General features: G+C 72.5%; 23 protein-coding genes. 7 read left to right on the forward strand and 16 right to left on the reverse strand.

The window, feature by feature from the left end; genetic code table 11:
• Positions 1-7: 7 nt before the first annotated feature.
• Positions 8-409, forward strand: coding sequence for a YchJ family protein (locus tag ACFYW3_RS15340; RefSeq protein WP_389386508.1), 402 nt, complete (start codon positions 8-10; stop codon positions 407-409).
• On the opposite strand, the gene ACFYW3_RS15345 is transcribed toward ACFYW3_RS15340, so the two are convergent.
• Positions 373-1,230: a DUF6397 family protein gene (locus tag ACFYW3_RS15345; protein WP_389386509.1), complete on the reverse strand. Its 858-nt coding sequence runs from the start codon at positions 1,228-1,230 to the stop codon at positions 373-375. The genes ACFYW3_RS15340 and ACFYW3_RS15345 overlap by 37 nt on opposite strands.
• Positions 1,231-1,469: 239 nt before the next feature.
• Positions 1,470-1,868 (reverse strand): roadblock/LC7 domain-containing protein, encoded by a 399-nt coding sequence (locus tag ACFYW3_RS15350; protein ID WP_053683454.1) that lies wholly within the window; start codon positions 1,866-1,868, stop codon positions 1,470-1,472.
• 106 nt (positions 1,869-1,974) lie between these two features.
• On the opposite strand from ACFYW3_RS15350, the gene ACFYW3_RS15355 reads away from it, so the two are divergent.
• On the forward strand, positions 1,975-2,412 hold the full coding sequence (locus tag ACFYW3_RS15355) for a PPOX class F420-dependent oxidoreductase (RefSeq protein ID WP_351754365.1): 438 nt from the start codon (positions 1,975-1,977) through the stop codon (positions 2,410-2,412).
• A gap of 38 nt (positions 2,413-2,450) precedes the next feature.
• Here the strand turns inward: ACFYW3_RS15355 and ACFYW3_RS15360 are convergent, their stop codons facing one another.
• The 5 genes from ACFYW3_RS15360 to ACFYW3_RS15380 all read right to left on the reverse strand — a co-directional run bounded on the left by ACFYW3_RS15360 (position 2,451) and on the right by ACFYW3_RS15380 (position 7,543).
• Entirely contained in the window at positions 2,451-3,104 is a 654-nt protein-coding gene (locus ACFYW3_RS15360; protein WP_389386510.1) for an ATP/GTP-binding protein, read from the reverse strand.
• On the reverse strand, positions 3,104-3,508 hold the full coding sequence (locus ACFYW3_RS15365; protein WP_351754370.1) for a DUF742 domain-containing protein: 405 nt from the start codon (positions 3,506-3,508) through the stop codon (positions 3,104-3,106). Before ACFYW3_RS15365 ends, ACFYW3_RS15360 begins: the two co-directional genes overlap by 1 nt.
• Entirely contained in the window at positions 3,505-3,948 is a 444-nt protein-coding gene (locus tag ACFYW3_RS15370; protein WP_389386511.1) for a roadblock/LC7 domain-containing protein, read from the reverse strand. Before ACFYW3_RS15370 ends, ACFYW3_RS15365 begins: the two co-directional genes overlap by 4 nt.
• Positions 3,948-6,584 carry a nitrate- and nitrite sensing domain-containing protein gene (locus ACFYW3_RS15375; protein ID WP_389386512.1) on the reverse strand — a complete coding sequence of 879 codons (2,637 nt, stop codon included), beginning with the start codon at positions 6,582-6,584 and terminating at the stop codon, positions 3,948-3,950. Before ACFYW3_RS15375 ends, ACFYW3_RS15370 begins: the two co-directional genes overlap by 1 nt.
• Before the next feature lie 179 nt (positions 6,585-6,763).
• A complete protein-coding gene (locus tag ACFYW3_RS15380; RefSeq protein ID WP_389386513.1) occupies positions 6,764-7,543 on the reverse strand; it encodes an MHYT domain-containing protein in 780 nt (259 codons plus the stop codon).
• 159 nt (positions 7,544-7,702) lie between these two features.
• Between ACFYW3_RS15380 and ACFYW3_RS15385 the strand changes: the two genes are divergently transcribed.
• Positions 7,703-8,302, forward strand: a complete 600-nt coding sequence (locus ACFYW3_RS15385; protein ID WP_389386514.1) for a class I SAM-dependent methyltransferase — start codon at positions 7,703-7,705, stop codon at positions 8,300-8,302.
• A 65-nt stretch (positions 8,303-8,367) separates the two neighbouring features.
• Here ACFYW3_RS15385 and ACFYW3_RS15390 read toward each other — a convergent pair whose 3' ends face one another.
• Complete coding sequence (locus ACFYW3_RS15390) at positions 8,368-9,282, reverse strand: oxygenase MpaB family protein (protein WP_389386515.1); 915 nt, start codon at positions 9,280-9,282, stop codon at positions 8,368-8,370.
• Positions 9,283-9,424: 142 nt separating this feature from the next.
• On the opposite strand from ACFYW3_RS15390, the gene ACFYW3_RS15395 reads away from it, so the two are divergent.
• Entirely contained in the window at positions 9,425-10,222 is a 798-nt protein-coding gene (locus tag ACFYW3_RS15395; RefSeq protein WP_389386516.1) for a hypothetical protein, read from the forward strand.
• A gap of 189 nt (positions 10,223-10,411) precedes the next feature.
• Here the strand turns inward: ACFYW3_RS15395 and ACFYW3_RS15400 are convergent, their stop codons facing one another.
• Positions 10,412-10,594 carry a hypothetical protein gene (locus ACFYW3_RS15400; RefSeq protein ID WP_053683347.1) on the reverse strand — a complete coding sequence of 61 codons (183 nt, stop codon included), beginning with the start codon at positions 10,592-10,594 and terminating at the stop codon, positions 10,412-10,414.
• Between the two features lie 457 nt (positions 10,595-11,051).
• On the opposite strand from ACFYW3_RS15400, the gene ACFYW3_RS15405 reads away from it, so the two are divergent.
• Positions 11,052-12,326, forward strand: coding sequence for a GAF domain-containing protein (locus ACFYW3_RS15405; RefSeq protein WP_351754387.1), 1,275 nt, complete (start codon positions 11,052-11,054; stop codon positions 12,324-12,326).
• Positions 12,327-12,448: 122 nt separating this feature from the next.
• Here the strand turns inward: ACFYW3_RS15405 and ACFYW3_RS15410 are convergent, their stop codons facing one another.
• The 3 genes from ACFYW3_RS15410 to ACFYW3_RS15420 form a co-directional block, all read right to left on the reverse strand.
• Complete coding sequence (locus ACFYW3_RS15410) at positions 12,449-13,057, reverse strand: TetR/AcrR family transcriptional regulator (RefSeq protein ID WP_351754390.1); 609 nt, start codon at positions 13,055-13,057, stop codon at positions 12,449-12,451.
• Positions 13,058-13,162: 105 nt separating this feature from the next.
• Complete coding sequence (locus tag ACFYW3_RS15415; RefSeq protein WP_389386517.1) at positions 13,163-15,220, reverse strand: discoidin domain-containing protein; 2,058 nt, start codon at positions 15,218-15,220, stop codon at positions 13,163-13,165.
• Between the two features lie 283 nt (positions 15,221-15,503).
• Positions 15,504-17,027, reverse strand: a complete 1,524-nt coding sequence (locus ACFYW3_RS15420) for an aldehyde dehydrogenase family protein (RefSeq protein ID WP_389386518.1) — start codon at positions 17,025-17,027, stop codon at positions 15,504-15,506.
• A gap of 359 nt (positions 17,028-17,386) precedes the next feature.
• Between ACFYW3_RS15420 and ACFYW3_RS15425 the strand changes: the two genes are divergently transcribed.
• The gene (locus tag ACFYW3_RS15425) at positions 17,387-18,052 is read left to right on the forward strand and encodes a molybdopterin-dependent oxidoreductase (protein WP_351754398.1); all 666 of its coding nucleotides are present in this window, start codon (positions 17,387-17,389) and stop codon (positions 18,050-18,052) included.
• A 1-nt stretch (position 18,053) separates the two neighbouring features.
• A complete protein-coding gene (locus ACFYW3_RS15430; RefSeq protein WP_389386519.1) occupies positions 18,054-18,707 on the forward strand; it encodes a cytochrome b/b6 domain-containing protein in 654 nt (217 codons plus the stop codon).
• Positions 18,708-18,819: 112 nt separating this feature from the next.
• Here the strand turns inward: ACFYW3_RS15430 and ACFYW3_RS15435 are convergent, their stop codons facing one another.
• The 4 genes from ACFYW3_RS15435 to ACFYW3_RS15450 all read right to left on the reverse strand — a co-directional run bounded on the left by ACFYW3_RS15435 (position 18,820) and on the right by ACFYW3_RS15450 (position 22,514).
• A complete protein-coding gene (locus tag ACFYW3_RS15435; RefSeq protein WP_389386520.1) occupies positions 18,820-20,388 on the reverse strand; it encodes a hypothetical protein in 1,569 nt (522 codons plus the stop codon).
• Between the two features lie 218 nt (positions 20,389-20,606).
• On the reverse strand, positions 20,607-20,801 hold the full coding sequence (locus tag ACFYW3_RS15440) for a hypothetical protein (RefSeq protein ID WP_053683334.1): 195 nt from the start codon (positions 20,799-20,801) through the stop codon (positions 20,607-20,609).
• A gap of 98 nt (positions 20,802-20,899) precedes the next feature.
• Positions 20,900-21,559, reverse strand: coding sequence for an ABC transporter ATP-binding protein (locus ACFYW3_RS15445; protein WP_389386521.1), 660 nt, complete (start codon positions 21,557-21,559; stop codon positions 20,900-20,902).
• Positions 21,552-22,514 carry an ABC transporter ATP-binding protein gene (locus ACFYW3_RS15450; protein ID WP_389386597.1) on the reverse strand — a complete coding sequence of 321 codons (963 nt, stop codon included), beginning with the start codon at positions 22,512-22,514 and terminating at the stop codon, positions 21,552-21,554. The genes ACFYW3_RS15445 and ACFYW3_RS15450 overlap by 8 nt, the downstream gene beginning before the upstream one ends.
• Between the last annotated feature and the right edge of the window lie 54 nt (positions 22,515-22,568).

Genomic DNA, 22,568 nt, shown 5'->3' on the forward strand with positions numbered 1-22,568 from the left:
CACGCCCATGTCCACTCCGGTCCTCCCCTGCCCCTGCGGGTTGCCCGCCACCTATCCGGAGTGCTGCGGCCGCTTCCACTCCGGCGACCGGCAGGCACCCACCGCGGTACTGCTGATGCGGTCGCGCTTCAGCGCCTTCGCGGTCGGCGACACCGCCTACCTGCTCCGTTCCTGGCACCCGTCCACCCGCCCGGACCGGCTCGAACTGGATCCCGGGCAGCGCTGGGAACGTCTGGAGATCCTCGCCACCGAACGCGGCGGCATGTTCGAGACACAGGGCGCGGTGGAGTTCCGGGCGCACTACCGCGAGGGCCGACACACCGGATCCCTGCACGAGCACAGCGACTTCTCCCGCGAGGAGGGGGCCTGGGTCTATGTCGGCCCCCTCTCCCCGGTGGACTTCGACTGACCCCGAGCGCCGGTCAGGGCGAAGTCCAGGCCGGCTCGGTAGCACCGGATCTCGTCCGGTGGCCGGGCCCTCAGCAGTGACTCCGCCACGACGGCGGCCGCCGGGACCCGCGGGTGACCGTAGGGCGGGGGCGGTGCCAGCGCGGCGAGCACGATGCGTTCGGCCGGGTCGGGCACCACCTCCCGCACCGCGTCCGTCGGGAGGACGGACGCGAGCACGGCAGCCCGCTCCCAGGGGTCGGTGGTGCGTCTCAGCAGCAACTCCACATGCCGCTCACGCCATTTGACGGGGCGCAGGTCACCTCTGGCCGCGACCAGGTCCCGATCCTCCGGGGGCGCCGTCCCGCGCAGCATGCCGGCGTCCCGGACGGCGAACGCCCGTAGTTCGGCGGTCAGGTAGAGCCATACGACGGCGCGGTAGCGGTTGATCCGATAGCCGATCGGGATGATGTGCCCGCAGCGCGCGAGCCGGGTGAACCGGCTCGGCCCCACACCGAGCACCTCGGCCCCGGCGTCGGCGCCGGCCACGGTCTCGACCCGCGCGCGCAGGGCGTCCGGAAAGCCCTCGGCCGCGCTCACCCGCTCCAACTCGGCCCGCGTGAAACGTGCGGCCCCGCTCGGCGCCCGACGCCCGGCGCGCACCAGTCCCAGCTGTACGGCCCGGGCCAACTCACCACGCCCCAGGCCCAGCTCCCGCGCGGCCCTGACACCGCCGACCAGCACCTCCGAAGACGCGCCCGGCGCCGGCCCGGCCGGTGCTCGCGGTCCTGATTCCCGCTCGTCCGGTACGGCCACCGCACGGTCCTGCGTTTCCATCCTCATCACGGTCTCCCCCCACGAGTGGCGATCACTCTGTGTGAAGACCGTAACTCAGCGCGACGGACGCGGCGAGGCCTGTGGACAACTCTCGGCCGCGGCACCGAATTCCTCGTCCGCCCCTGGTCCGCCCCTTGGTTCGCTCCCCTGGCCCGCCCCCCTGGACGGGGCGATCCGGGGTCGATCCGAGTCCCTGCCCGAGCCCCGGCCCGGGTCCGCCCGGGGCTCCCGGTCGAGGCCGTCCGTCAGCCCCCCGTGATGCGTCGTTCCGCGACGCCCAGGTGCTCGCCCACCCGGTTCACCATCAGGGTCATCTCGTACGCGACCTGCACGATGTCCGCCTCGGCGGCGCTGAGCGCGCACAGACAGCTACCCGAGCCCGCCGCGACGACGAACAGGAACCCCTCGTCGAACTCGACCATCGTCTGGCGCACCTCGCCCGCCCGGAAGTGCCGTCCGGACCCCTTGGCGAGGCTCTGCAACCCGGCCGCGACGGCGGCGAGGTGCTCCGCGTCCTCCCGTGCCAGGCCCGCGCTCGCGCCCGTCACCAGCCCGTCGTTCGACAGCACCACCGCGTGCCGGACCTGCGGGACCCTGCGCGTCAGGTCGTCCAGTAGCCAATCGAGCTGCTTGTCCAGTGCCATTTCCAGCCCCTCCCCGTCGACGCGGCCGACGTGACCGCGTCCCACCCCGCTTGGTCGTGCCGCCAGCCTTCCCCACCAGCGGCTTTCCGGCAAGGAGGATGGACCCATGACGAAGAAGATGACTCAAGAGGAATGGCGGGCGTTCGTCTCGCATTCCACCCGTACCGGGAAGCTCTCCACCGTCCGCGCGGACGGAAGCCCGCACATCGCTCCCATCTGGTTCGTTCTCGATGGGGACACGTTCGTGTTCAACACCGGCCGTGACACCGTCAAGGGTCGGAATCTGGCCCGGGACGGCCGGGTCGCCCTCTGTGTGGACGACGATCGGCCGCCCTTCTCCTACGTGGTCCTCCAGGGCCGCGCCGAGCTCGTCGAGTACACCGGCCACGAGCAGGAGATGCTGGACTGGGCGACGAGGATCGGGGGTCGCTACATGGGCGAGGAGCGCGCCGAGGCCTTCGGCCGGCGCAACGCCGTCGACGGGGAACTGCTCGTCCGCGTCACCATCGACAAGGTGATCGCGATGGCCGACGTGGCGGCCTGACCCGGCGCCCGCCGGCGCCCGCACGCGGTGGACGTCCGTCACTCCGACCCCGTCGGCGTGCCCGAACCCACCGACGCGAGCAGCCGGGCGGTGTGCATCCGCCCGGCATACTCGACCAGTCTGATCAGCACTTCCTTCCCCGAGTCCTTGTCCCGGGCGTCGCACAGCACCACGGGTGTGCCCTGTTCCAGGTCCAGGGCCCGCGCCACCTCGTTCGAGGCGTAACGCCGGGCGTTCGTGAAGCAGTTGACGGCCACGACGAACGGGATCCGGCGGTGCTCGAAGTAGTCCACGGCCGGGAAGCAGTCCTCCAGCCTGCGCGTGTCGGCCAACACCACCGCTCCGAGGGCTCCTTGCGACAGCTCGTCCCACAGGAACCAGAACCGGTCCTGCCCCGGCGTGCCGAACAGGTACAGCGACAGGCCCGAGCGGATGGTGATGCGACCGAAGTCCATGGCCACCGTGGTGGTGGTCTTCTGATCGACGCCTCCGGTGTCGTCGACGAGTTCGCCCGCCTCGCTGAGCAGTTCCTCCGTGCGCAGTGGTCGGATCTCGCTGACCGCGCCCACCAGCGTGGTCTTCCCGACGCCGAAGCCGCCCGCCACGAGGATCTTCAGCGCGAGCGCCGCCGCTTCCTCGTCCTCTTCGACTTCCGGACCGGACCCGGTGGATCCGTTGTGGTTCAGTCCCATCACAGCGCTCGCAATCCTTCGATGACTTCACGCAGAATCCGCTCGTCGGGCAGTCGCGCGGGCGGTACCGGGCGGCTGACCTTGACGTGTCCGGCCTCCAGCAGGTCGCCCAGCAGCACCCGCACCACGCCCACGGGCAGGTCGGCGTCGGCGGCGAGCTCGGCCACCGACTGGGTCTCGTCTCGGCACGACCCGAGCAGCGCCCGGTGTTCGGGTCCCCACAGGGACTCGACCGCCTCGTCTTCGCCCTCGGGGTCCACCACGGCGACCAGCGCGATCAGGTCGAACCGGACGCCGTGCGGCCCCGGTTTGGTGCGTCCGCCGGTCATCGCGTACGGCCGGACGAGCGGTCCCGCCTCGGCGTCGAACCACTGGTCGTTCACCGGTCTGACCGCCGCGCTCACCCGGCGGCCGGCGGGTGAGCCGCGAACCGCGAGGGGGTGTACAGGTGTTCGCCGACCCGCTTGACGAGCCGGGCCATCTCGTAGGCGATGAGCCCGATGTCGGCGCCGCCGGCGCTGAGGACGGCCAGACAGGAGCCGTCGCCCGCGGCGGCGACGAAGAGGAATCCCTCGTCCATCTCCACCATCGTCTGGCGCACGCCCCCGGCGCGGAAGTGCCGGCCCGCGCCCTTGGCCAGGCTGTGGAAGCCGGAGGCCACGGCGGCGAGGTGCTCGGCGTCCTCGCGGCTGAGCCGGGAGGACGATCCCACCGCCAGCCCGTCGTTGGACAGGACCACCGCGTGACGGACCTCGCGGACGCGCGTCACGAGGTCGTCCAGGAGCCAGTCCAACTCGCCTGCCCCGCCGGTACCGTCGCGCCCGATCCGCTGGTGTTCGATCATCACACTTCTCCTTCGCTGCCTGCGTGGGGGGAGTTCTCCCCGGCGCCCCGGGCCCAACCGGCCCGATAGGCGGCCATCCGGTCCCTGGCCTGCTCGGGGCTGCGGTCCGGCGGCGCGCCGGGGCCCGTATCCGCCGGATCCTCGAGCCCGGGGGCCTCGCGCAGTTGCGGGACCAGGCTGGCCTGGCGAACCCTGCGCGGCAGTTCGGTCCCCGAGGCGGCGCCGGCCGGAGCGGCGGCGGGCGCACGCGTACGGTTCGCCGTGCCGCCGGGACCACGCGGCCGCAGGGGGGCTACCGCGGCGGGGCGCGGTTTCCCGGGTTCACCCGCGGAGTCCGGTGCGGGGGTGTCCCGCCCGGGCTCCGGTACGGCACCGGGCCCGGCCGACGCCCCGGCCTCGTCCCGTACGGCACCGGCGCGGGCCCCCTCCCGTACGGCACCGGCGCGGGCACCCTTCCGAACGGGCCCGGCGGAGGCCTCCTCGCGGGGGGCACCGGGGTCGGAGCCCTCGCGTACGGGAACGGCTCCCACGGCGACCGGGGACGGCGCCGCCGCCTCGGCGGGCTCGTCCGAGGCCGCCGTGACGGCGCCCTGGAGCAGGGAGTTCGGCAGCAGCACCACGGCGGTGGTGCCTCCGTAGGGTGACCTGCGCAGGTGGACCCGTACGCCCTGTCGGGCGGCGAGCCGGCTGACCACGAACAGCCCGAGGCGGTCGCTGTCGAACAGGTCGAGCGCCTCCGACTCCTCGATCCGACGGTTGGCGTCGTGGAGCGCCTCGCGGCCCATGCCGAGCCCGCGGTCCTCCACCTCCAGGACGTAGCCGGCGCCCACCGGCTCGCCACTGACCCGGACCTTGGTGTGTGGCGGGGAGAACTGGGTCGCGTTCTCGACGAGTTCGGCCAGCAGATGGGTGAGGTCGGCGACCGCGCCGCCGACCACGGCCGCCTCCGCGAGCCCGCGGACCTCGACGCGCGGGTAGTCCTCGATCTCGGAGACGGCGGCGCGCACGACGTTGGTCAGGGGGATCGGCATGCGCCAGGCGCGCCCCGGGGCTGCTCCCGACAGGATGATCAGGCTCTCCGCGTGCCGACGCATGCGCGTGGTCAGGTGGTCGAGGCGGAAGAGGTCGTCGAGTTCGCCCGGGTCGTCCGAACGGCGTTCCATGGAGTCGAGCAGGGTCAACTGCCTGTGCACCAGGACCTGGCTGCGGCGGGCGAGGTTCACGAAGACACCGCTCACCCCGCCGGCGAGTTCGGCGCGTTCGACGGCGGCGCTCAGAGCCGCCCGGTGCACGGTGGAGAGGGCCTCCCCCACCTGGGTGATCTCGTCCTCGGCGGGCGGCCCGGTCGAGGTCTCGGCCTCGACGTCGATGTCCTGGCCGGCCCGCAGTCGTTCCATGGCGTACGGGAGCTTGCGGCGCGCGATCTCCAGGGCGGTGTCGCGCAACGCGACCAGTTCCACCACCAGTGCGCGGCCGATCCTCACGGAGATCACCAGGGAGGCGATGACGGCGGCGAGGCCGAGGACGACGGCCGCGCCCGCGCCGCTTAGCGCCACCCGCGTCAGCGGGTCGGTGCGATCGGCGACTTCGGCGCGCGCGGCGGCCTCGGTCTCCCTGATCGAGGCACTGACACCGCTGTGGGCGGCGTCCCACCCGGCGGGCTTGAGCGCACCGGAACCGGCGCCGGGTCCCGTGCCCGCCGTGAGCGCGCGGTCCTCGGCCGCGATGAGTTCGGCGTGGGCGGCGCTCTTGGACACGGACTCCCAAGCGGTCCGCTCCTCGCTCGGCAGGTCCCGAGCGGCGTCCGCGAGCAGCGCGCGGCGGGTCTCCACGACGCCGGTCAGCCGGCGGAGCGCTTCGGCGTTGCGCGGCCCCGGCACGGCGAGCAGAGCGTCCTCCCGCGAGAGCAGTTCGCCGGCTTCGGCGAACTCCAGCAGGACCCGGGCGTCCGGGCCGAGTTCGGCGTCCTGCCCGGCGGACAGGGCCCCGCCGACGGCGAGCGCGGCGTCGGCGACTCGGGTGTACGTCTCGTAGGCGGCGTCGGCGGTCGTCCGCCGGCCGACGATGTCCTTGCGCGCGGAGCCGAGCCCCTCGGCGGCGGCCACGAAACCACCGAGCCGGACCACGACGTCGGTGCGGTGGTCGCCGGAGTCGGCGACGGTGTTCCGGTCGCCGAGCCGCAGCCGGCGCACGGCGTCGTCGGTACGCCGGGCCTGCCGTTCGAGGGCGGCGGCCGGCTCGCCGGCGGCGGGGTCGGCCAGGAAGCGCACCGCGGCCCGCCGTTCGGCCTGCACCTCGGCGAGCGCGGCGGAGACGGGGGCGCCGATCTCCCGCTCGACCCGTTGGACGCGGCTGAGGCGGGCGAGGTCCTGGGCGGTGCTGACCGTGGCGAAGGCCCAGAGCGCGAGCAGCGAGACCACCGGGACCATCAACAGGGAGACGATCTTGGCCCGGACGGTGCGGGGGCGCAGCCGCATCCGGGGTCTCCCGCCGGAGCCGGCCGCGGCGGCGGGTCGAGGGGGTGTTCTCTCCTCGGGTTCCTCGGCGGGCTGCCCCGCGTGCGCCCGCCGGCCTCGCGCCGGGGGCCCGGGCGGCCCCGGCGCCGCTGCTTCCGGTTTCCTGCGGGGTGTGCGCATGAGCTCCTCGTTCCGGGCGGTACGGGCTGGGCGGGGTGGCGGTGGAGGCGGTTGGAGAGGTCGCGGTGGTGGGTTCTCGGGGTTCTCGGGGTGCTCGGGGTGCTCGCGGTGTGTGGGTTGCGCGGGGCGGTCGGCGGGCGCGGCGCGACGGGGGCGTACGGACGCACGCGGGCCGGGGCTCAGTGCGCGGGCGCGGGGCTCTCCCCCAGGTCTCGGACGGCTGCCGACGCCGCGCGTTCGTCCGCGGTCGGGGACAGTGCCACGAAGGCGGCGGTGATGAAGAGGTAGGAACCGAGTCCGACGGCGAGCGGGAAGATGAACTGCATCGCCGTGGCGCCGGGCAGGGCCACGTCCGAGGGCGCGACCCGGACCGCGACGGCTGCCATCCCCGTGTAGTGCATGCTGCTGACCGCGGCGCCCATGACGAGCGAGGCGCCGGCCACGGCCATCGGCGAGGTGATGTTGAGCGCGGCCCACAGTGCGACGGTGGCCGCGATGACGGCGACGACGACCGACAGCCCGACGACGAGCGGGTCGTAGGAGATCTCACCGTGCAGCCGCAGGGCCGCCATTCCCAGGTAGTGCATGCTCGCGACGCCGAGGCCGGTGGTGAGTCCGCCGAGGACCAGGGACCGGAGGCGGCTCTTGCCGTATCCGATGGCGAAGACACCGGCCCCGACGACCAGCACGGCCACCAGGAGGCTGAGGATGGTCAGCGGGACGTCGTAATGGATCTCGGTGCCGGTGACGTCGAAGCCGAGCATCGCGACGAAGTGCATCGTCCAGATGCCGGTGCCGAGGGCGGACGCAGCGGTGAGGAGCCAGTTGCGGCGGGCGGATCCGGTCGCGGCGAGCGCACGGACGGTGCAGCGCAGGCCGAGGGCGGCGCCGATCGATGCCATCACGTATGACAGCGCGGGTGTCAGCCAGCCGTAGGCGGCGTGGTCCAGGTGTCCCATGGCCACCGGACGCTAGTCCGGGTGAGGCCACGAACAAGGTGTGCATTTCGAAAGCCGCTGTAACTGCTGAAATATGACAGAGCTACGTTCGCGTTCGATCACACCGCGTGCCACCTTGTACACGCACCGCAGGTGCGGTCGGTGGGGGATCATGGGCGCATGAGCGAAGACCACACACACGTGCAGGAGTTCTTCGGGGCGCGCGCCGCCGACTGGGACCGCAAGTTCCCGGCGGACGGACCCGCCTTCGCGGCCGCCGTGGGCGAGTTCGGTCTGCGCCCCGGAGACCGGGTCCTCGACGCGGGCTGCGGTACCGGGCGCGCCCTGACGGCGCTGCGGGCGGCCGTCGGTCCCGCCGGGACGGTGCTCGGCGCCGATCTCACGCCGCAGATGCTGGCCGCCGCACGGCGGGCCGGCCGGGATGCCGAGGGCGCCCTGCTGCTGGCGGACGTGGCCCGGCTGCCCCTGCGGGACGGGGTGCTGGACGCCGTGTTCGCGGCGGGACTGGTCGCGCACCTGCCCGACCCCGGGTCGAACCTGCGCGAGCTCGCCCGCGTGGTCCGCCCCGGCGGTCGCCTCGCGCTCTTCCACCCGATCGGGCGGGCCGCCCTCGCCGCGCGCCACGGTCGCGCACTCACCCCGGATGACCTGCGGGCCGAGCGCAACCTCGGCCCGCTGCTGTCGACTTCGGGCTGGGAGATGACCTCGTACGCCGACGAGGACCACCGCTTCCTGGTGCTCGCGGCGCACCGCCCCTGAGCGACCGCTTCCCCGGCGCGGCGAGTACGGAGCCGCCGCCGCGAGCGCGGAGAGCGCCCCGGGCGCTACGCGGGCGGCGGGGCGTCCGCTCCGGCGGGGCGGCGCGGATGCGGTACGGGACAGCCGCCCCGCCCGGGTACGGGGAAGGTGCCGAGTTCACCGACGTCGTACCCGTTCGGGTAGCCCTTGATCTCCCGGTTCTGGCGGGCGTGGTGCGGGGCCCGGCGCGGCGGCAGCAGCCGCACCGCGCGCCCGCGCAGCCGCAGCGCCCCGCGGACCAGCCGCCGGACCGCCGGGCGCGGGGTCTCGTACCGGAACGCGTTCAGCAACGCGTCGTCGAGCAGCGCGACGCCGACTCCGCGCACGGCGGGGGCCAGTGGCGCCGGGTACCACGAGGCCATCAGGTCGAGGGTGGCGTCGGCCACCTCGCGCCCGCCCTCGTCCCACCCGAAGTGAGCCTCCTCGTAGGCGTTCAGGCAGGCTTCGAACTCCTCGAAGGAGGCCGGAATGTCCGTGATGCCCATGTGCTGACCGAGAGTGGCGTAGTAGCGCGCGAAGGCCCGGCGCTCGTGGTGGGTCAGGGGCCGCCAACCGTAGGAGTCGATCCAACGCGCCGGAATCACCACGAAGGTGCACAGGACGTACCGCATGTCCTCGTCGGAGATGTCGTAGCCGCGGTGCATCTGGTTGACGCGGCGGATCGCGGTGCGCGCGGTGTCGCTCTCGAATCCGTGCTCCACGACCGCGTCGAGCAGCAGCGCCGTGTCGTCGTAGCGCTTCTGTGCGCGATCGGTGAACTCGGCGGTCTCGGCGAGCAGCCGGCCGATGCTCGGGACCGCGTACGTCCTGAAGAGGGCCAGTTCCAGGGCGCGGGTGACGTCCCAGGGGAATTCGTAGGTGGCGGTGAGCCGGTAGATGGCGAGGAAATCCTCGTCGGGATCGAGCCGGAGGATCTCCCTCAGCCGGTCGTAACGCTGCACCGGAGTCCCTTTCTGTGGCGGGTGCCCAACTCTACGTGCAGGTGGTGGGCTTGAAAATCGACGTCCGCAGGCTCTCGACGGGCGAGTTACCCGCTGGTTAAGGTGCGCCGACGAGAGAGCGACCGCAACGGGAGGAGGCGACGTGTCCGAAGAGGATGACGGGGGCTCGCTGTACGTGCTCACCGCCGTACTGCTGACCCCCACGCAGTTCCCGGGCATCATGGGCGACGACTTCCCGGAGGCCTGCGCCCTGCTGGGCGTGCGGCCTGTCGCGGACGGGTACGGGCTGGTGCTGGGCCAGGACGAGGAAGGCGCCCGCTGGACGGTCGTGGTGGACGACGTCTCGCTCGTCGCCGCGGCCATCGCCTCCTGGGACTGCGGCATGGAGTACGACCTGTCCCCGGAGGAGCGGACGATCGTGGCGTCGCTGGCCGGCTGGCCGCTGGAACTCACGGTCTCCGCGCCGGGCATCCCCGAACCGCACGATCCGGAGCAGGGCGCCGACGGCACCGGCCGGGTGCCGTTGGCGCCTCCCTCGGCGGACACCTGGGGGCCGGTACAGCGGCGCATGGGAGCGGACCAGATCGCCCGGGAGTGGGCGGACTGGTCCGAGCGCGTCGCGACGGACGGCGGGGCGGCTGCCGCCTCACATCCGGGACTGGCACGGGCGCTCAAGGAGGCGGCCGGTTACGCGGACGAGCCGCCGCCGCCCGGACGGGTGCGTTCCAGTTTCGCGAGCGAGGACGCGCGCACGCTCAGGGCGGACGGCCCCGGCTGGTCACTGGTCGGTCGCACGGACGGCGCGGCCTTCGTCCTGCTGGACGAGGAGCCGGGCGAGGTCCTCGCGGTCCCGTGGGATGCGGACCCGGAGCGGCCCGAGATTCCCGAACTGCCGGATCTGCTGGCGGCGCTGGACCGCGTGGCGACACGACCGGCCTGAAGCCCGGGACGTCGCGGGAGAAACACCACGGTCACAGGGTCGGCCGACCGGCCGCGCCGCCGGTCGGCTGATCGCCCCACACGGCCCGGGCGGGCCGCCGACCCGCACGCGACCGCCTCGGCGCCCGCGGACCTCAGCGCCCGGCCACCGCCACCGCCCGCACCGCCGCCGGTTCCCGCGCCTCCGCCGTCAGCGGCCGATCTGCTTTCTGGACACGCCCCGCAGCCGGCGTCGCTGGGAGGGGTCGAGCAGGAAGTACGCGAGGGTGGGCACTCCGATCAACACCAGGAGACCCGGCCAGAACCCGACCGTCGCGAACAGCACGATGGCTGCCACCACTCCGGCCACGGCCACCTTTCCGCCTGTGGACATCCGCGGACACCTCCTCCTGCTGTCGGCCACTACTCCGCTCAACGCCCCGCCCCCGCCCAGCGTTCCCGGCCCTCTCGCCGCCCCGCGAAGGGACTCCGGTCACCGTGCGATCGCACTGCGTGAGCGGCGGCCTTGTGCCCGAACCGCGCCGGGTACGGGCGCGTCGGACGCAGATGGGCCCGGACCGTCGTCTCCGACTGGACCGCGACGGCCGCTGGTGGCCGCTGGTGGCCGTACCGGCGGGAGGCGGGCCCGTGGGTTCCGGCGGGCCCGCCGACCCCCCGACCCGGCGTCGGCCCTGACGGCCCCGGCCCCGGAGGAGACCCCGTAGGCGGGCCGCGCGGGGTGGGCGCGGGTCGGGTTCGGTCACGGGACGGCCGGCGCAACGCTTGTCGTGGTGCGGAAGCGGTACGACGATGGGGGCGCTCCGGGTTCCGCGGCACCACGGGAGGGTGACATGGGCGATCCGTCGGTGGCGCTGCCGGGCGGGGCCGATCCCGTCGAGCGCACGCGGGTACTGCGGCGGGCCCATGACGTGTTCACCAGGGACGGGCGGGTGGAGGCCCCGGTCCGCGCGGTGATCGCCGGGTCGTGGCGCCGCTGCGCGCGGGCGCGGGTGAACCCGGAGTGCTCGGCCCGGGTGGAGCTGGCGGAGGCGGAACTGAGGTCCTACCGCGAGCGGCATCCGCTGGCCCGGGTGCTGCCGGTGTTCCGGGACCTCGTCGGGGCGTTCGCCGCGCACGGGGCGCACCTGTTGGCGGTGTGCGACGCTCGGGGCAGCCTGCTCTGGGTGGAGGGCGCGCCGGACACCCTGCGGCGGGCCGAGCGGCTCGGCTTCGTGCCGGGCGCGCGGTGGGCGGAGACGGTGATGGGGACCAACGCCCCGGGCACCGCTGTGGCGGTGGGCGAGGCCGTGCAGGTCTTCGGGGCCGAGCACTTCAGCCGCCGGGTGCATCCGTGGACCTGTGCGGCGGCTCCGGTCCGCGATCCGCGCACGGGGAGGTTGCTCGGCGCGGTCGACATCACCGGGGGCGACGGGCTGGCCCATCCCCATTCGCTGGCGTTCGTGCGGGCGGTGGCCCGCGCCGCCGAGGCCCAACTGGCCCTGCTGGAACCGGATCCGTCGCAGGCGCACGTCCCGGACACCATCGCCGCGCTGGGTCGGGACGAGGCGCTGTGGGTGGGCGGCGGCCGGGAGGTCACCCTCGGGCGACGGCACAGCGAGATCATGGCGCTGCTCGCCCATCATCCGGAGGGGCTCTCGGGCGAGGAGCTGGCGATCGACCTGTACGAGGACGAGTCGGTGTCGGCGGTCACGCTGCGGGCGGAGATCTCCCGGCTGCGCGGCCTGTTGGGTCCGGGGAGCCTTCTCTCGCGGCCCTATCGCACGGCCGTCCCGCTGGTGGCCGACTTCGCCGTCGTGGCCCGGCACCTCGCGTCGGGGGCCGTCTCGACAGCCCTCACCGGGTATCCGGGCCCGCTGCTGCCGGCCTCGACGGCGCCCGGGATCGTACGGCTGCGCCGCCGGATCGAGGACCAGGCGCGGGCCGCGGTGATCGCGCGGGCGGACGCGGGACTGCTGGGCGACTGGGTGTGCCGGCCGTGGGGTGCGGACGATCCGGGGGTGTGGCGGGCGCTGGCCGACGCGCTTCCGGCGGAGGGGCGCCCCGCGGCGCTGGCCCGCGTGCGCTCCCTCGACCGCGAGCTGTCGGCCGACCGGCCCGCCCGCTGACGCGACCGCCTCCTCCGCCGCCGCCGCCACAGGACCGACGATCGCCGCGTGCCGTTTCGGCCTCTTCAGACGGCGGGAGCCTCTCCAGACGGCGGGAGCCTCCTCAGACGGCGGGAGGCTCCTCAGGCGGCGGGGGCTTCCTCGCGAATGAGCCCGGCCACGTGATCGCTGATCATGTCGAGGATCTCGGCCGCGACCCGGTCGTTGCCGAGGACGAGGTGGTTGAGGGTGACCCCGTCCGTCATGGCGGCCAGGTAACGGGCCAGTACGGTGTCGGGGACGCTGAGTTCGAAGGTCATCATGCCGCGGAGCTGTTCGATGAGCGCGCAGTACGTCTCGGAGTACAGCTCGTACTGGCGCCGCGCCAGGTGCTCGAAGCCGGGTTGGCGCAGGGCGTACTGCGTCAGTTCGTAGGTGAGCATGTGCTCCTCGGGGTGGGCCGCGACATGGTCCCAGTAGGCCTGGAAGCCGGCGCGGACGGTCTCCCGGAGCGTGGCCCTCGGCCGGATGGCGTCCTTCACCACGCCCACGTAATGGGCGCTGATCGTCTCGATGACGGATTCGAGCAGCGCCTGCTTGGAGTCGAAGCAGTAGTGGAAGACGCTCAGCGACACACCCGCCTCGGCGACGATGGACCGCGTGGTCGTCCTGGGGACGCCGTCGCGGGCCATCGCGCGGATCGCCGCCTCGGTCAGTTGCCGGCGGCGGTCGGCCAAGGGCATCCGGGCCATGTGCTGTTCCCTTCGTTCCTCCGCGCCCGTCGAAGCGCGGAAGGCCGGGGCGGCCGGCTCGGGAAACCCGATCCGACCGCCCCGGCCGACTCGCAGGCGGGGCCGTCAGCTGCTGTAGACGCCCACCTCGTGGAGGGAGTAGCCCCACTGGGTGCCGCGTCCTTGTCCGTGGACACGGATGTGGCGTGCGGAGACCCCGGCGAACTGGGCGGTGTCCAGGCCACCGTCACCGGCGGTGGTCGACCAGACCGTCCGCCAGTTCACCCCGTCCGTGGAGACCTCGATCGCGTATGACCTGGCGTACGCGCGTTCCCAGTCCAGGGTGACGCGCTTGACCAGACCGGTGGTTCCCAGATCGATGCGCAGCCACTGGTCGTCGCTCCAGTCGCTCGCCCAGCGCGTGCCCCGGTTGCCGTCCACGGCCCGGTCGGGGGCGTAGCTGACGAACGGGTTCCACTCGGAGGTGCTGGCCGATGTGGCCGCGCCCGAGGCGAGGTTGACGCCCGCCTTGTGGCGCTCGGAACCGCCCCAGGTGCGCAGGTACGACTCCGCTCCGCGGAACATGTCGTCGACGACTCCCTGGCCACCGACGTTGCGGATGTCCTCGATCCAGTCGGGGACCAGGCCGTAGTGGGAGGCGCCGTCGGTGTTGAGGTCCCAGGTGCGCTGTCCGGTGGTCTGCTTGTCGATGACGGAGCCGCCGTCGGTGCTGCGGAACGGGTAGCGCACCGGGTTGGGTGTGTCGGCGCCGCGCGGGCCGGGCCAGCCGCCGACCCCGTTCATGTCGGTGCCGTAGCCGTAGCCCACGTTGTACTTGTCCCGCAGGGCGTCGGTGCGCTTGGCCTCGGCGCTGAACCCCTCTGCCCCGTTCATGTACTGGGCGGCGAAACCGCCGAGCTTGTAGAGGCGTTCGGTCCAGTCCAGGTCCATCCAACTGTGCGAGGAGATCACGCCGGGGTAGGACTCGGACTCCAGGATGTCGAAGGCCCGTCCTGCGGCCTTGACGCTCATGTGGTCGACTTCGAGCATCATCTTGCGTTTCATCATGCCGCGCACCGCGTACTCGCCGAGGTCGGTGAGACCGCGGGTGTTGCACTGCGCGCCGGCGGCGTAGGACGGAACGTTCACGCCCGCCGGGAGCTTCTTCTCGGCTTCGGCCGCCGGAGCGAGTCCGATGGGGTTGTCGTGCTGCGGGCCCTTGCACTCCTCCGTCTTCCAGAAGGTGCCGGTGGACAGGAACTGGCCCACGTTGATCGCGGTGCCGAGGGCTCCCTGGTCGAAGCGGACCCCGCAGAGGGCGTTGTCGAACTTGTGGCACAGGAACATGCTGCGCACGCCGAGTTGGTGCAGTTCGTCGAGCCCTCGGTCGATGTCCGCCTTGCTGCACTGCGAGATGTCCAGGATCTGCTTGCAGCCGAAGGGCTCGGAGGTCTCCACGCCCATGACGACGGCCAGTTTGCCCTGCTGGATGACCTCGCGGGCCTGGGCGGAGTCGGTGACGATGCGGAACCAGCCCTTGCCCGTGCCGCCGTACATCTTGTCGATGTAGGCCTGCATGTCGTAGGTCTTCTGGGCTTCCAGCCGGATCGCGGTCATCTCGTCACAGCCGCGGTCCTTGAAGAAGTAGACCGAGCAGATGACCCCGTTGGTGACGAGGTCGTTGACGAGGATCCGCTGTCCGCCGCGCCAGGCGCGTTCGACCCAGGCGTAGTAGTTCTGCTGGTGGGTCAGGGAGTCGTGCGCGGGCCAGTCCTTGAAGGTCGGCCAGCCGTCGGGGTCGTGCTTGCCGTCACCGCCCTTGGTGATGAAGTCGAAGATCGCGAGCGTGCCGTCGGGGTAGTGCTCGGGACAGTCCTTGAGCGCGTCCGCGATCCCCGCCTCCGAGAAGGTCTTGCCACAGATGAGCCGGCCGCCGAAGCCCTCGTTGGACATCAGGTGGTCGTGGGCGTCGACGAAGCCCCGTACGTTGCCCTGGGCGTCGGTTCCCTTGAAGGGTTCGCCGGTGACGTTGATCTGCGAGTCGGGCCCGGGCCGCGCGGTGGGGTTCCACCACCCGGTGTCGGCAGCGGCTCCCGAAGTGGGGCCGAGCGCCATGGCCAGCATGGCGAGGAGCAGTGACAGCACCGCGATCGGTTTGCGTCTGCTGTGCGGGGATCGGTTCATGGCCACCACTCACGTCCACGGTCGTCGGCGGGGGCGCGGTCCAGGCACACGGCCGGCCGGGACGTGAACCGCACGATCCCGACCAGCCGATTGTCATGTCCCGCGCAAACATTGTGTCGAGAATCCCGACTCCGACAACCGGAGTCAAGGGTCCGGGACAGTTGACCTGATGGACCGTCGGATCGATCGTACCCACGGTAACCTCGACGGAATCACGATCCGCTCGACCACGCCCCTCGGCGCGCCGGGAGCGCGCACCCCGCGCTCACGACCGGCCACGGCACTAGAAGAAGCCGAGCCGCTTCGGGGAGTAGCTGACCAGCATGTTCTTGGTCTGCTGGTAGTGCTCCAGCATCATCTTGTGGGTCTCGCGGCCGATGCCGGACTGCTTGTAGCCGCCGAAGGCCGCGTGGGCGGGGTAGGCGTGGTAGCAGTTCGTCCAGACGCGGCCCGCCTGGATGGCGCGGCCCGCGCGGTAGGCCGTGTTGATGTCCCGGGTCCAGACGCCGGCGCCGAGGCCGTACGCCGTGTCGTTGGCGATGCGGACGGCGTCGTCGAAGTCGTCGAAGGAGGTCACCGACACCACGGGGCCGAAGATCTCCTCCTGGAAGATCCGCATCCGGTTGTCCCCCTCGAAGATCGTCGGCTGTACGTAGAAGCCGCCCGCGAGGTCGCCGCCGTGCTCGATGCGCTGCCCACCCGTGAGGACCTTGGCACCCTCCTTCAACCCGATCTCCACGTACGACAGGACCTTCTTCAGCTGCTCCTCCGAGGCCTGGGCGCCGATCATCGTGTCCGTGTCCAGCGGGTGCCCCGGCACGATCAGTTCGGTGCGGGCGACGGCCGCGTCGAGGAAGTCGCCGTAGCGGCCGCGCTCGATCAGGGCGCGCGAGGGGCTGGTGCACACCTCGCCCTGGTTGAGGGCGAACATGGTGAAGCCCTCCAGTGCCTTGTCCCGCAGCTCGTCGTCGGTCGACCAGATGTCGTCGAAGAAGATGTTGGGGCTCTTGCCGCCGAGTTCGAGGGTGACGGGCTTGAGGTGCTCCGCCGCGTACTGCATGATCAGCCGCCCGGTGGAGGTCTCCCCGGTGAAGGCGATCTTCGCCACGCGCGGACTGGAGGCCAGCGGCTTGCCGGCCTCCTCGCCGAAGCCGTTCACGATGTTGACCACGCCCGGCGGGAGCAGGTCCTCGACCAGGCCGAGCCAGTAGTGCACCGAGGCCGGGGTCTGCTCGGCCGGCTTGAGCACCACCGTGTTCCCGGCGGCCAGCGCCGGCGCCAGCTTCCACACCGCCATCAGGATCGGGAAGTTCCACGGGATGATCTGGCCGACGACGCCCAGCGGCTCGTGGAAGTGGTAGGCGACCGTGTCGTCGTCGATCTGGCTGAGCGCACCCTCCTGGGCCCGCAGCGCGCCCGCGAAGTAGCGGAACTGGTCGATCGCCAGTGGCAGGTCGGCCGCGAGGGTCTCCCGTATCGGCTTGCCGTTCTCCCAGGTCTCCGCGACCGCCAGGGCCTGGAGGTTCTCCTCCATCCGGTCCGCGATGCGCAGCAGGATCCCGGCCCGCTCGGTCACCGAGGTGCGTCCCCAGGCGGGTGCGGCGGCGTGCGCGGCGTCCAAGGCCTTCTCGACGTCCTCGGCGGTGCCCCGGGCGATCTCGGTGAAGGGCGCGCCGGTCACCGGGGAGGGGTTGTCGAAGTACCGGCCCCGGACGGGAGCCGTGTACGCGCCTCCGATGTAGTGGTCGTAGCGGGACGCGTACGACATCAGCGCGCCTTCGGTACCGGGCGCAGCGAAACGGGCCATGGAGTCCTCCCCTTGCCGGGCGCCGGCCGCCGTCGGTCGGCGCTGGGAAGGAGGCTAGGAGCGGCCAGGTTGCGGACACGTTGCACGAGGCGGCCGCCGCCAGGTGTGACGGAAGTCTGACGGAGGTCCGTCTCCCCTTGGCACCGGGTGGCCGGCGGTGGTCGAATCGACAGGTGAGTACGGAGCGGGAGTCAGCGGGGCGGCCGGAGCCGTCGGAACGGCGTGATCCGTCGGAGCGGCCGGCCGAGCGGCATGATCAGACGGGCCCTGACCTGCGTGAACCGACAGACCCCGACCCGCGCCCTCCGTCGGATCCCGACCTGGTCGGCGCCCCGGTCGGACGGCGTCTGGTCCTGGGCATGCTCGGGCTCGGCGCGGCCGGGCTGGTGGCCGCGCCCCCACTGCAACGGGGCCTCGAAAAGGCGCTCGGCTCCGCCGCCGGCAATGATCCGACCGGGCTGACCGGGCTCCTGCCCAACGGCGGCGGGTTCCGTTACTACTCGGTCGCCTCCTCCGTCCCCGAGCGCTCCCCCGCGGACTACCGGCTGCGGGTGGACGGGCTCGTCGAGCGACCGGGGACGTACGACCTCGACGCGCTCCGGCGGCTGCCCCAGACCCGGGTCGTCCGGGACGTCCAGTGCGTCACCGGCTGGCGCGTCCCCGCCACGCCGTTCGAGGGCGTACCGGTCTTCCGGCTGCTGGACGCCGCCGGGGTGCGGCCCGAGGGTCGGGCCATCCGGTTCAGCTGCTTCGACGGCACGTACACCGAGAGCCTGACCCTTTCCCAGGCCCGTCGGGCCGACGTGATGGTGGCCCTGCGCATGCGGGACCAGCCGCTGTCCCACGCCCATGGTGGGCCCGCGCGGCTCTACGTGGCCCCGATGTACTTCTACAAGTCGGCGAAATGGCTCTCCGGCATCACCGTCACCCGTGACGTGGAGCCCGGTTACTGGGAGCGGCACGGCTACGACGTCGACGCCTGGGTCGGCACGTCGAACGGACGTGATGATGCCCCCACCGTCTGAGATGCGGCCCACACCCGGGTCACGGCCCACGCCCGAATCGCTGCCGGAACCCCGGCAGGGCGCTCGCGTAAGCCGGTTCGGTCGTTCCCAACGTCTGGTGCACCGGGCCACGGCCACCCTGATGGGGGTCTGCGTGGCGTCGGCGGCCTGTCTCTACCTGCCGCCCCTCGCCGAACTCGTCGGGCGACGCCACCTCGTCGTGACCGTCCACGTGTGGTCCGGTCTGCTGCTCGTCGTCCCGGTCCTGCTCGGCCTGGTCTCCCGGGCCTTCCGGGCCGATCTTCGCCGGCTCAACCGGTTCGGGCCGCACGACAGGGTGTGGTTGCGCACCGTGCTGCGCAGGGACCGGCACGGCCCCCGCCCGGCCGGGAAGTTCAACGCAGGTCAGAAGGTGTACGCGGGCTGGTTGGGCGGCGCGGTGACGGTGATGCTCGGAACCGGGCTGCTGATGTGGGCCACCGGCGTGGCCCCGCTCGTCTGGCGGACCGGGGCGACCTTCGTGCACGACTGGCTCGCCCTGGCCCTCGGTGTCGTCCTCGCCGGGCACATCGGCAAGGCGCTGGGTGATCCGGAAGCCCGGCGCGGGCTGCGCACGGGCTCGGTGGACCGGGCCTGGGCCGCGCGCGAGCACCCGCTGTGGAGGCAGGACGACTGACGGGCGGCGCGGTCGGCGCCACCCGTCAGTACCCCGGCCTCAGGCCCCTGGGCGTCAGACCCGGGCGTCAGACCCGGGCCGCAGACCCCGGCGGGCGCGTCAGACCCGGGCGTCAGCCGCCGTCGCGGACCGCCACGATGCCGTTGAACACGCCGACGTACGCGGTGCCGTCGGGGCCGAGGGTGATCGGCGCCCAGTTGTTGTCGTACAGCGGGCCGGTGCCGGTGAGCTGTCGCCAGCGCCGCTCACCGGTGCGGAAGTCCACCGCGGTGAGGTACCAGGCGTCGATGCCCCAGGCGTTGGGCTCCTTCTCGTAGAAGTAGAGCAGCCCGTTCGCGGTGGAGAGCTTGGGGACGACGGAGGGCGAGCGGATCGCACTCTGCCACACCGTGTCGCAGCCGCTGCCGTCGGCGCGCACGTCGATGCGGCTGACACCGCCGACGACGGACTTGCCGAGCAGCAGGGTGGTGGGGTTCTCGTAGCCGTAGTTGTTCTCGACGACGATGCTGTTGCCCCAGGTGATCAGGGAGTTGTCGGTGGTCGAGGCTCCCGATCCGAACACCGGTACCTTGCAGACGAGCCGCTGGTCGGCGGGTACGTCCACGCCCCGCTTGTAGACGAGCACGTTCATCCGGTCGTCGGAGTTGTCGGTGATGGCGACGTACCCGTTGCCGAAGAGGTCCGGGGTGGTGCCCGAACCCTGGTTCACGGAGCCCGGCTTGGTGCCCGTGCCCCGGTCGTAGGTCTGGCGCCACTGCGCGCGCGGGGTGCCGTCGGCGGTGGTGGCGAAGCTGTACAGGGCGTGGTCGGTGACGATGGAGACCCCGTCCTCGGCGACGGAGAAGGAGTTCTGGATCTCCTCGCCGTCGAGCCGGACGGAGCGGATCACCGAGGTCGCCGGGTCCACGGTGCCGATGCGGCCCTGGCGGGTGACCCACCAGATGCGGCCGTTCCAGTCGGGCATGACCGAGGTGACCGGGTCACAGGTGCCGCTCGGCCACAGGTTGGTCCAACTGACGCAGTCGTGCGGGACCTGCCCGGTGAGGTCCCAGTCGTTGTCGACCGTGAACTTCCACGTGCCGTCCGGGTTCTGCGAGTGCGCGAGGCGCAGGATGTGCTGGCGGGAGTCGGCCAGCACCGCCCGGTCCTGGTCGTCCAGGTAGAAGTAGGCGCCGCCCGAGGTGTCCTTGAAGATCTTCGCGAAGTCGAGCGAGGTGATCGCCTCGACCGTCGAGGAGCGCTGCGGGAGTTGGTGTTCCGCGAGCGTGGCGAGCGTGCGGGGGTCGAGGAGCTTGACCTTGAACCCGGAGAAGGTGCCGCAGACGGTGACGATCCGGCCGGCCGAGTCGAAGGTGGCGGTGGCGCATTCACCGCCGAGGGCGGCGATCTTCTCGCTGGTGACCTGCGGGTTCCTGCCCAGCGGCCCGGACCAGGGCGAGGTGGCGCTGCCCGCGGCGTCGGAGTGCATGCCGCTACGGCCGTTGGGCGCGAGGTAGGGGTGCTGCGGCGGGGCGTCGCCCGGCAGCGGGACGGCGGCGGCGGGGGCGCCGTCGTAGTGGCTGATCAGGCGGTGGCCGGGGGCCTTGGGTATCTCCTCGGCCTGGGCCGGTGAGATGCCGTACATCGCCACGAACGCGGCGAGAGCCGGTACCACCGCGCAGTTCAGCGCTCTTCGGAACATCCGGACTTCCTCCATGGTCTTCAGTTTTGTTGACGTTGCGTCTCACATCGCGCCGCCGCCAGACGCTAGATCGCACTGCCCGAGGAGTCCATGGAAGAGCCGGATGATTCACGAAGGCGCAACAGTCGATCAAGCACGCGCGCCCGCCCGGGGCCCGGCCTGACCGGCGGAGCACCAGGCCGTCTCTTTCGGGTCAGGCAGGATCCGAAAGAGACGGCCTAGGGGTTGAGGCCGGACACGAGGTTCGCGGTGGCCGCGAGTCCGTCGTGGATGGTCATGGCGATGCTGCTGCTCGCGAGTTGGAAGCCGAGCAGGGCGCAGACGAGGGCGTGGGAGAACTTGAGCCCGCCGCCGCGCAGGAAGATCCACGCGAGGACGAGGAGCAGGACGATCACGGAGAGGGAAATCACCATCGGAACCTCCTTGGGCGCCGCCATGGTGGCGCAGCGAGGGGGCTCTTCGGGCGAAAGGCGTGTACGCCGTACGGGTGTTGACCGTCCGTGACGGATGATCAGTGCTTGACGATCTCGTCCCAGTGGGTCGTACGGTCGCACCAGCGGCCGAGCAGGACCGGGTCGTGGCCCACCGCGAGCAATGCCGCGCCGGTCTCCGCCCGGTACTCCTCGACCACCGCGACCAGCGCGGCTGTCGTGGAGGCGTCGAGCATGGCGGTCATCTCGTCGCAGACCAGCAGGCTCGGCCGCAGCACCAGGGCGCGCGCCAGACAGGCACGTTGCAGTTGTCCGTCACTCACCTCGTGGGGGCGGCGCGCAAGCAGATCCGCGCCGAGTCCGACACGCCGCGTCAACTCCGGTACGATCGCCGCCGCTTCCCCGCGTCGACCCGTGGCCCGGAGGGGTTCCGCGACGAGGTCGCGCAGCGTCAGGCGGGGGTCGGACGAGAGACGGGGCTGCTGGAAGACGAGGCCGACCCGGACGCGCAGGGCGCGCGGGGCCCGGTGCCGGAAGCCGGTCACGGTACGGCCGCCGAGGACCACGGTGCCGCGCTCGGGCCGGTGCAGCAGGGCGGCCACCCTGGCCAGGGTGGATTTGCCGCAGCCGCTGGGGCCGAGCAGTCCGAGCGACTCGCCTGCCTCCAGGACGAGGTGGGCGTCCCGCACCACGGGGGCGCCCCGTTCGTGGCCGGCGGTGATGCCGCGGAGCTCAAGCATGGTGGCAGGCCACCCCTTCGGTCAGCGGGGGGCGTCGGGTCCGGCAGGTCGCGTCGGCCTGTGCGCAGCGGTCGGCGAAGGCGCAGCCGGGCGGCAGCGCGCCGAGCTCGGGCGGAGCGCCGGGGATGGGGGCGAAGGCACGCTCGGGGAGGGCGTCGAGGAGCCCGCGGGCGTAGGGGTGTCGAGGGCCGGCCGGTCCGAAGAAGACGGCCGCGGGGGCGGTTTCCACGATGCGCCCGGCGTACATGACGGCGACGGTGTCGGCGATCCGTTCGGCGGCGGCCAGGTCGTGGGTGATCATCAGCAGGGCCCGGTCGGCCTCACGGGTGTGGGCCCGCAGCTCGTCCACGGTGCGGTGGACGAGGTCCCGGTCGAGGCCGGTGGTCGGCTCGTCGGCGAGCAGCAGCGGGGCGTCCCCGACGAGGGCGAGGGCGGTGGCGGCGCGCTGGGCGAGGCCGCCGGAGAGCTCGTGCGGGTGACGGTCGAGGTGGGAGGCGGGGAAGGCCGCGCGGGCGGCCGCCGCTTCCGCGGCGGCGCGCAGTCGTGCCCGTCGGGCCCGCCGACCGGTGCCGGGGGTCCGAGCCCCGTAGGGCTCTGAGGGCTCTGAAGGCCCGGTGAGTTCCCGAACCGTCTCCTCCAGATGGGACCGGATGGTGCGGACCGGGGTGAGGTGGGCCGCGGGGCTCTGCGGGACGAGTGCGATGCGGCGGCCGCGGACCGTGCGGGCCAGGGTGGCCTCGTCGGCGGCGAGGAGGTCGAGCCCGTCCGCGAGGAGGGCCGACCCGGCGGTCTGGGCGTTGCCGGGGAGCAGGCCGAGGAGGGCGGAGGCGAGGACGGACTTGCCGCAGCCGCTCTCGCCGACGAGGGCGAGGCACTCGCCGGCGGCCAGGGTGAAGCCGGCGTCGGTGACGGCCTCGACGTGGCGCTCTCCGCGCATGCGGAAGCGCACGGACATCCGGTCCACGCGCAGGACCGGTTCCGTCCGGTCCACGCGCAGGACCGGTTCCGC

The sequence above is a fragment of the Streptomyces sp. NPDC002602 genome, assembly GCF_042889445.1.
Taxonomy (GTDB): Bacteria; Actinomycetota; Actinomycetes; order Streptomycetales; family Streptomycetaceae; genus Streptomyces.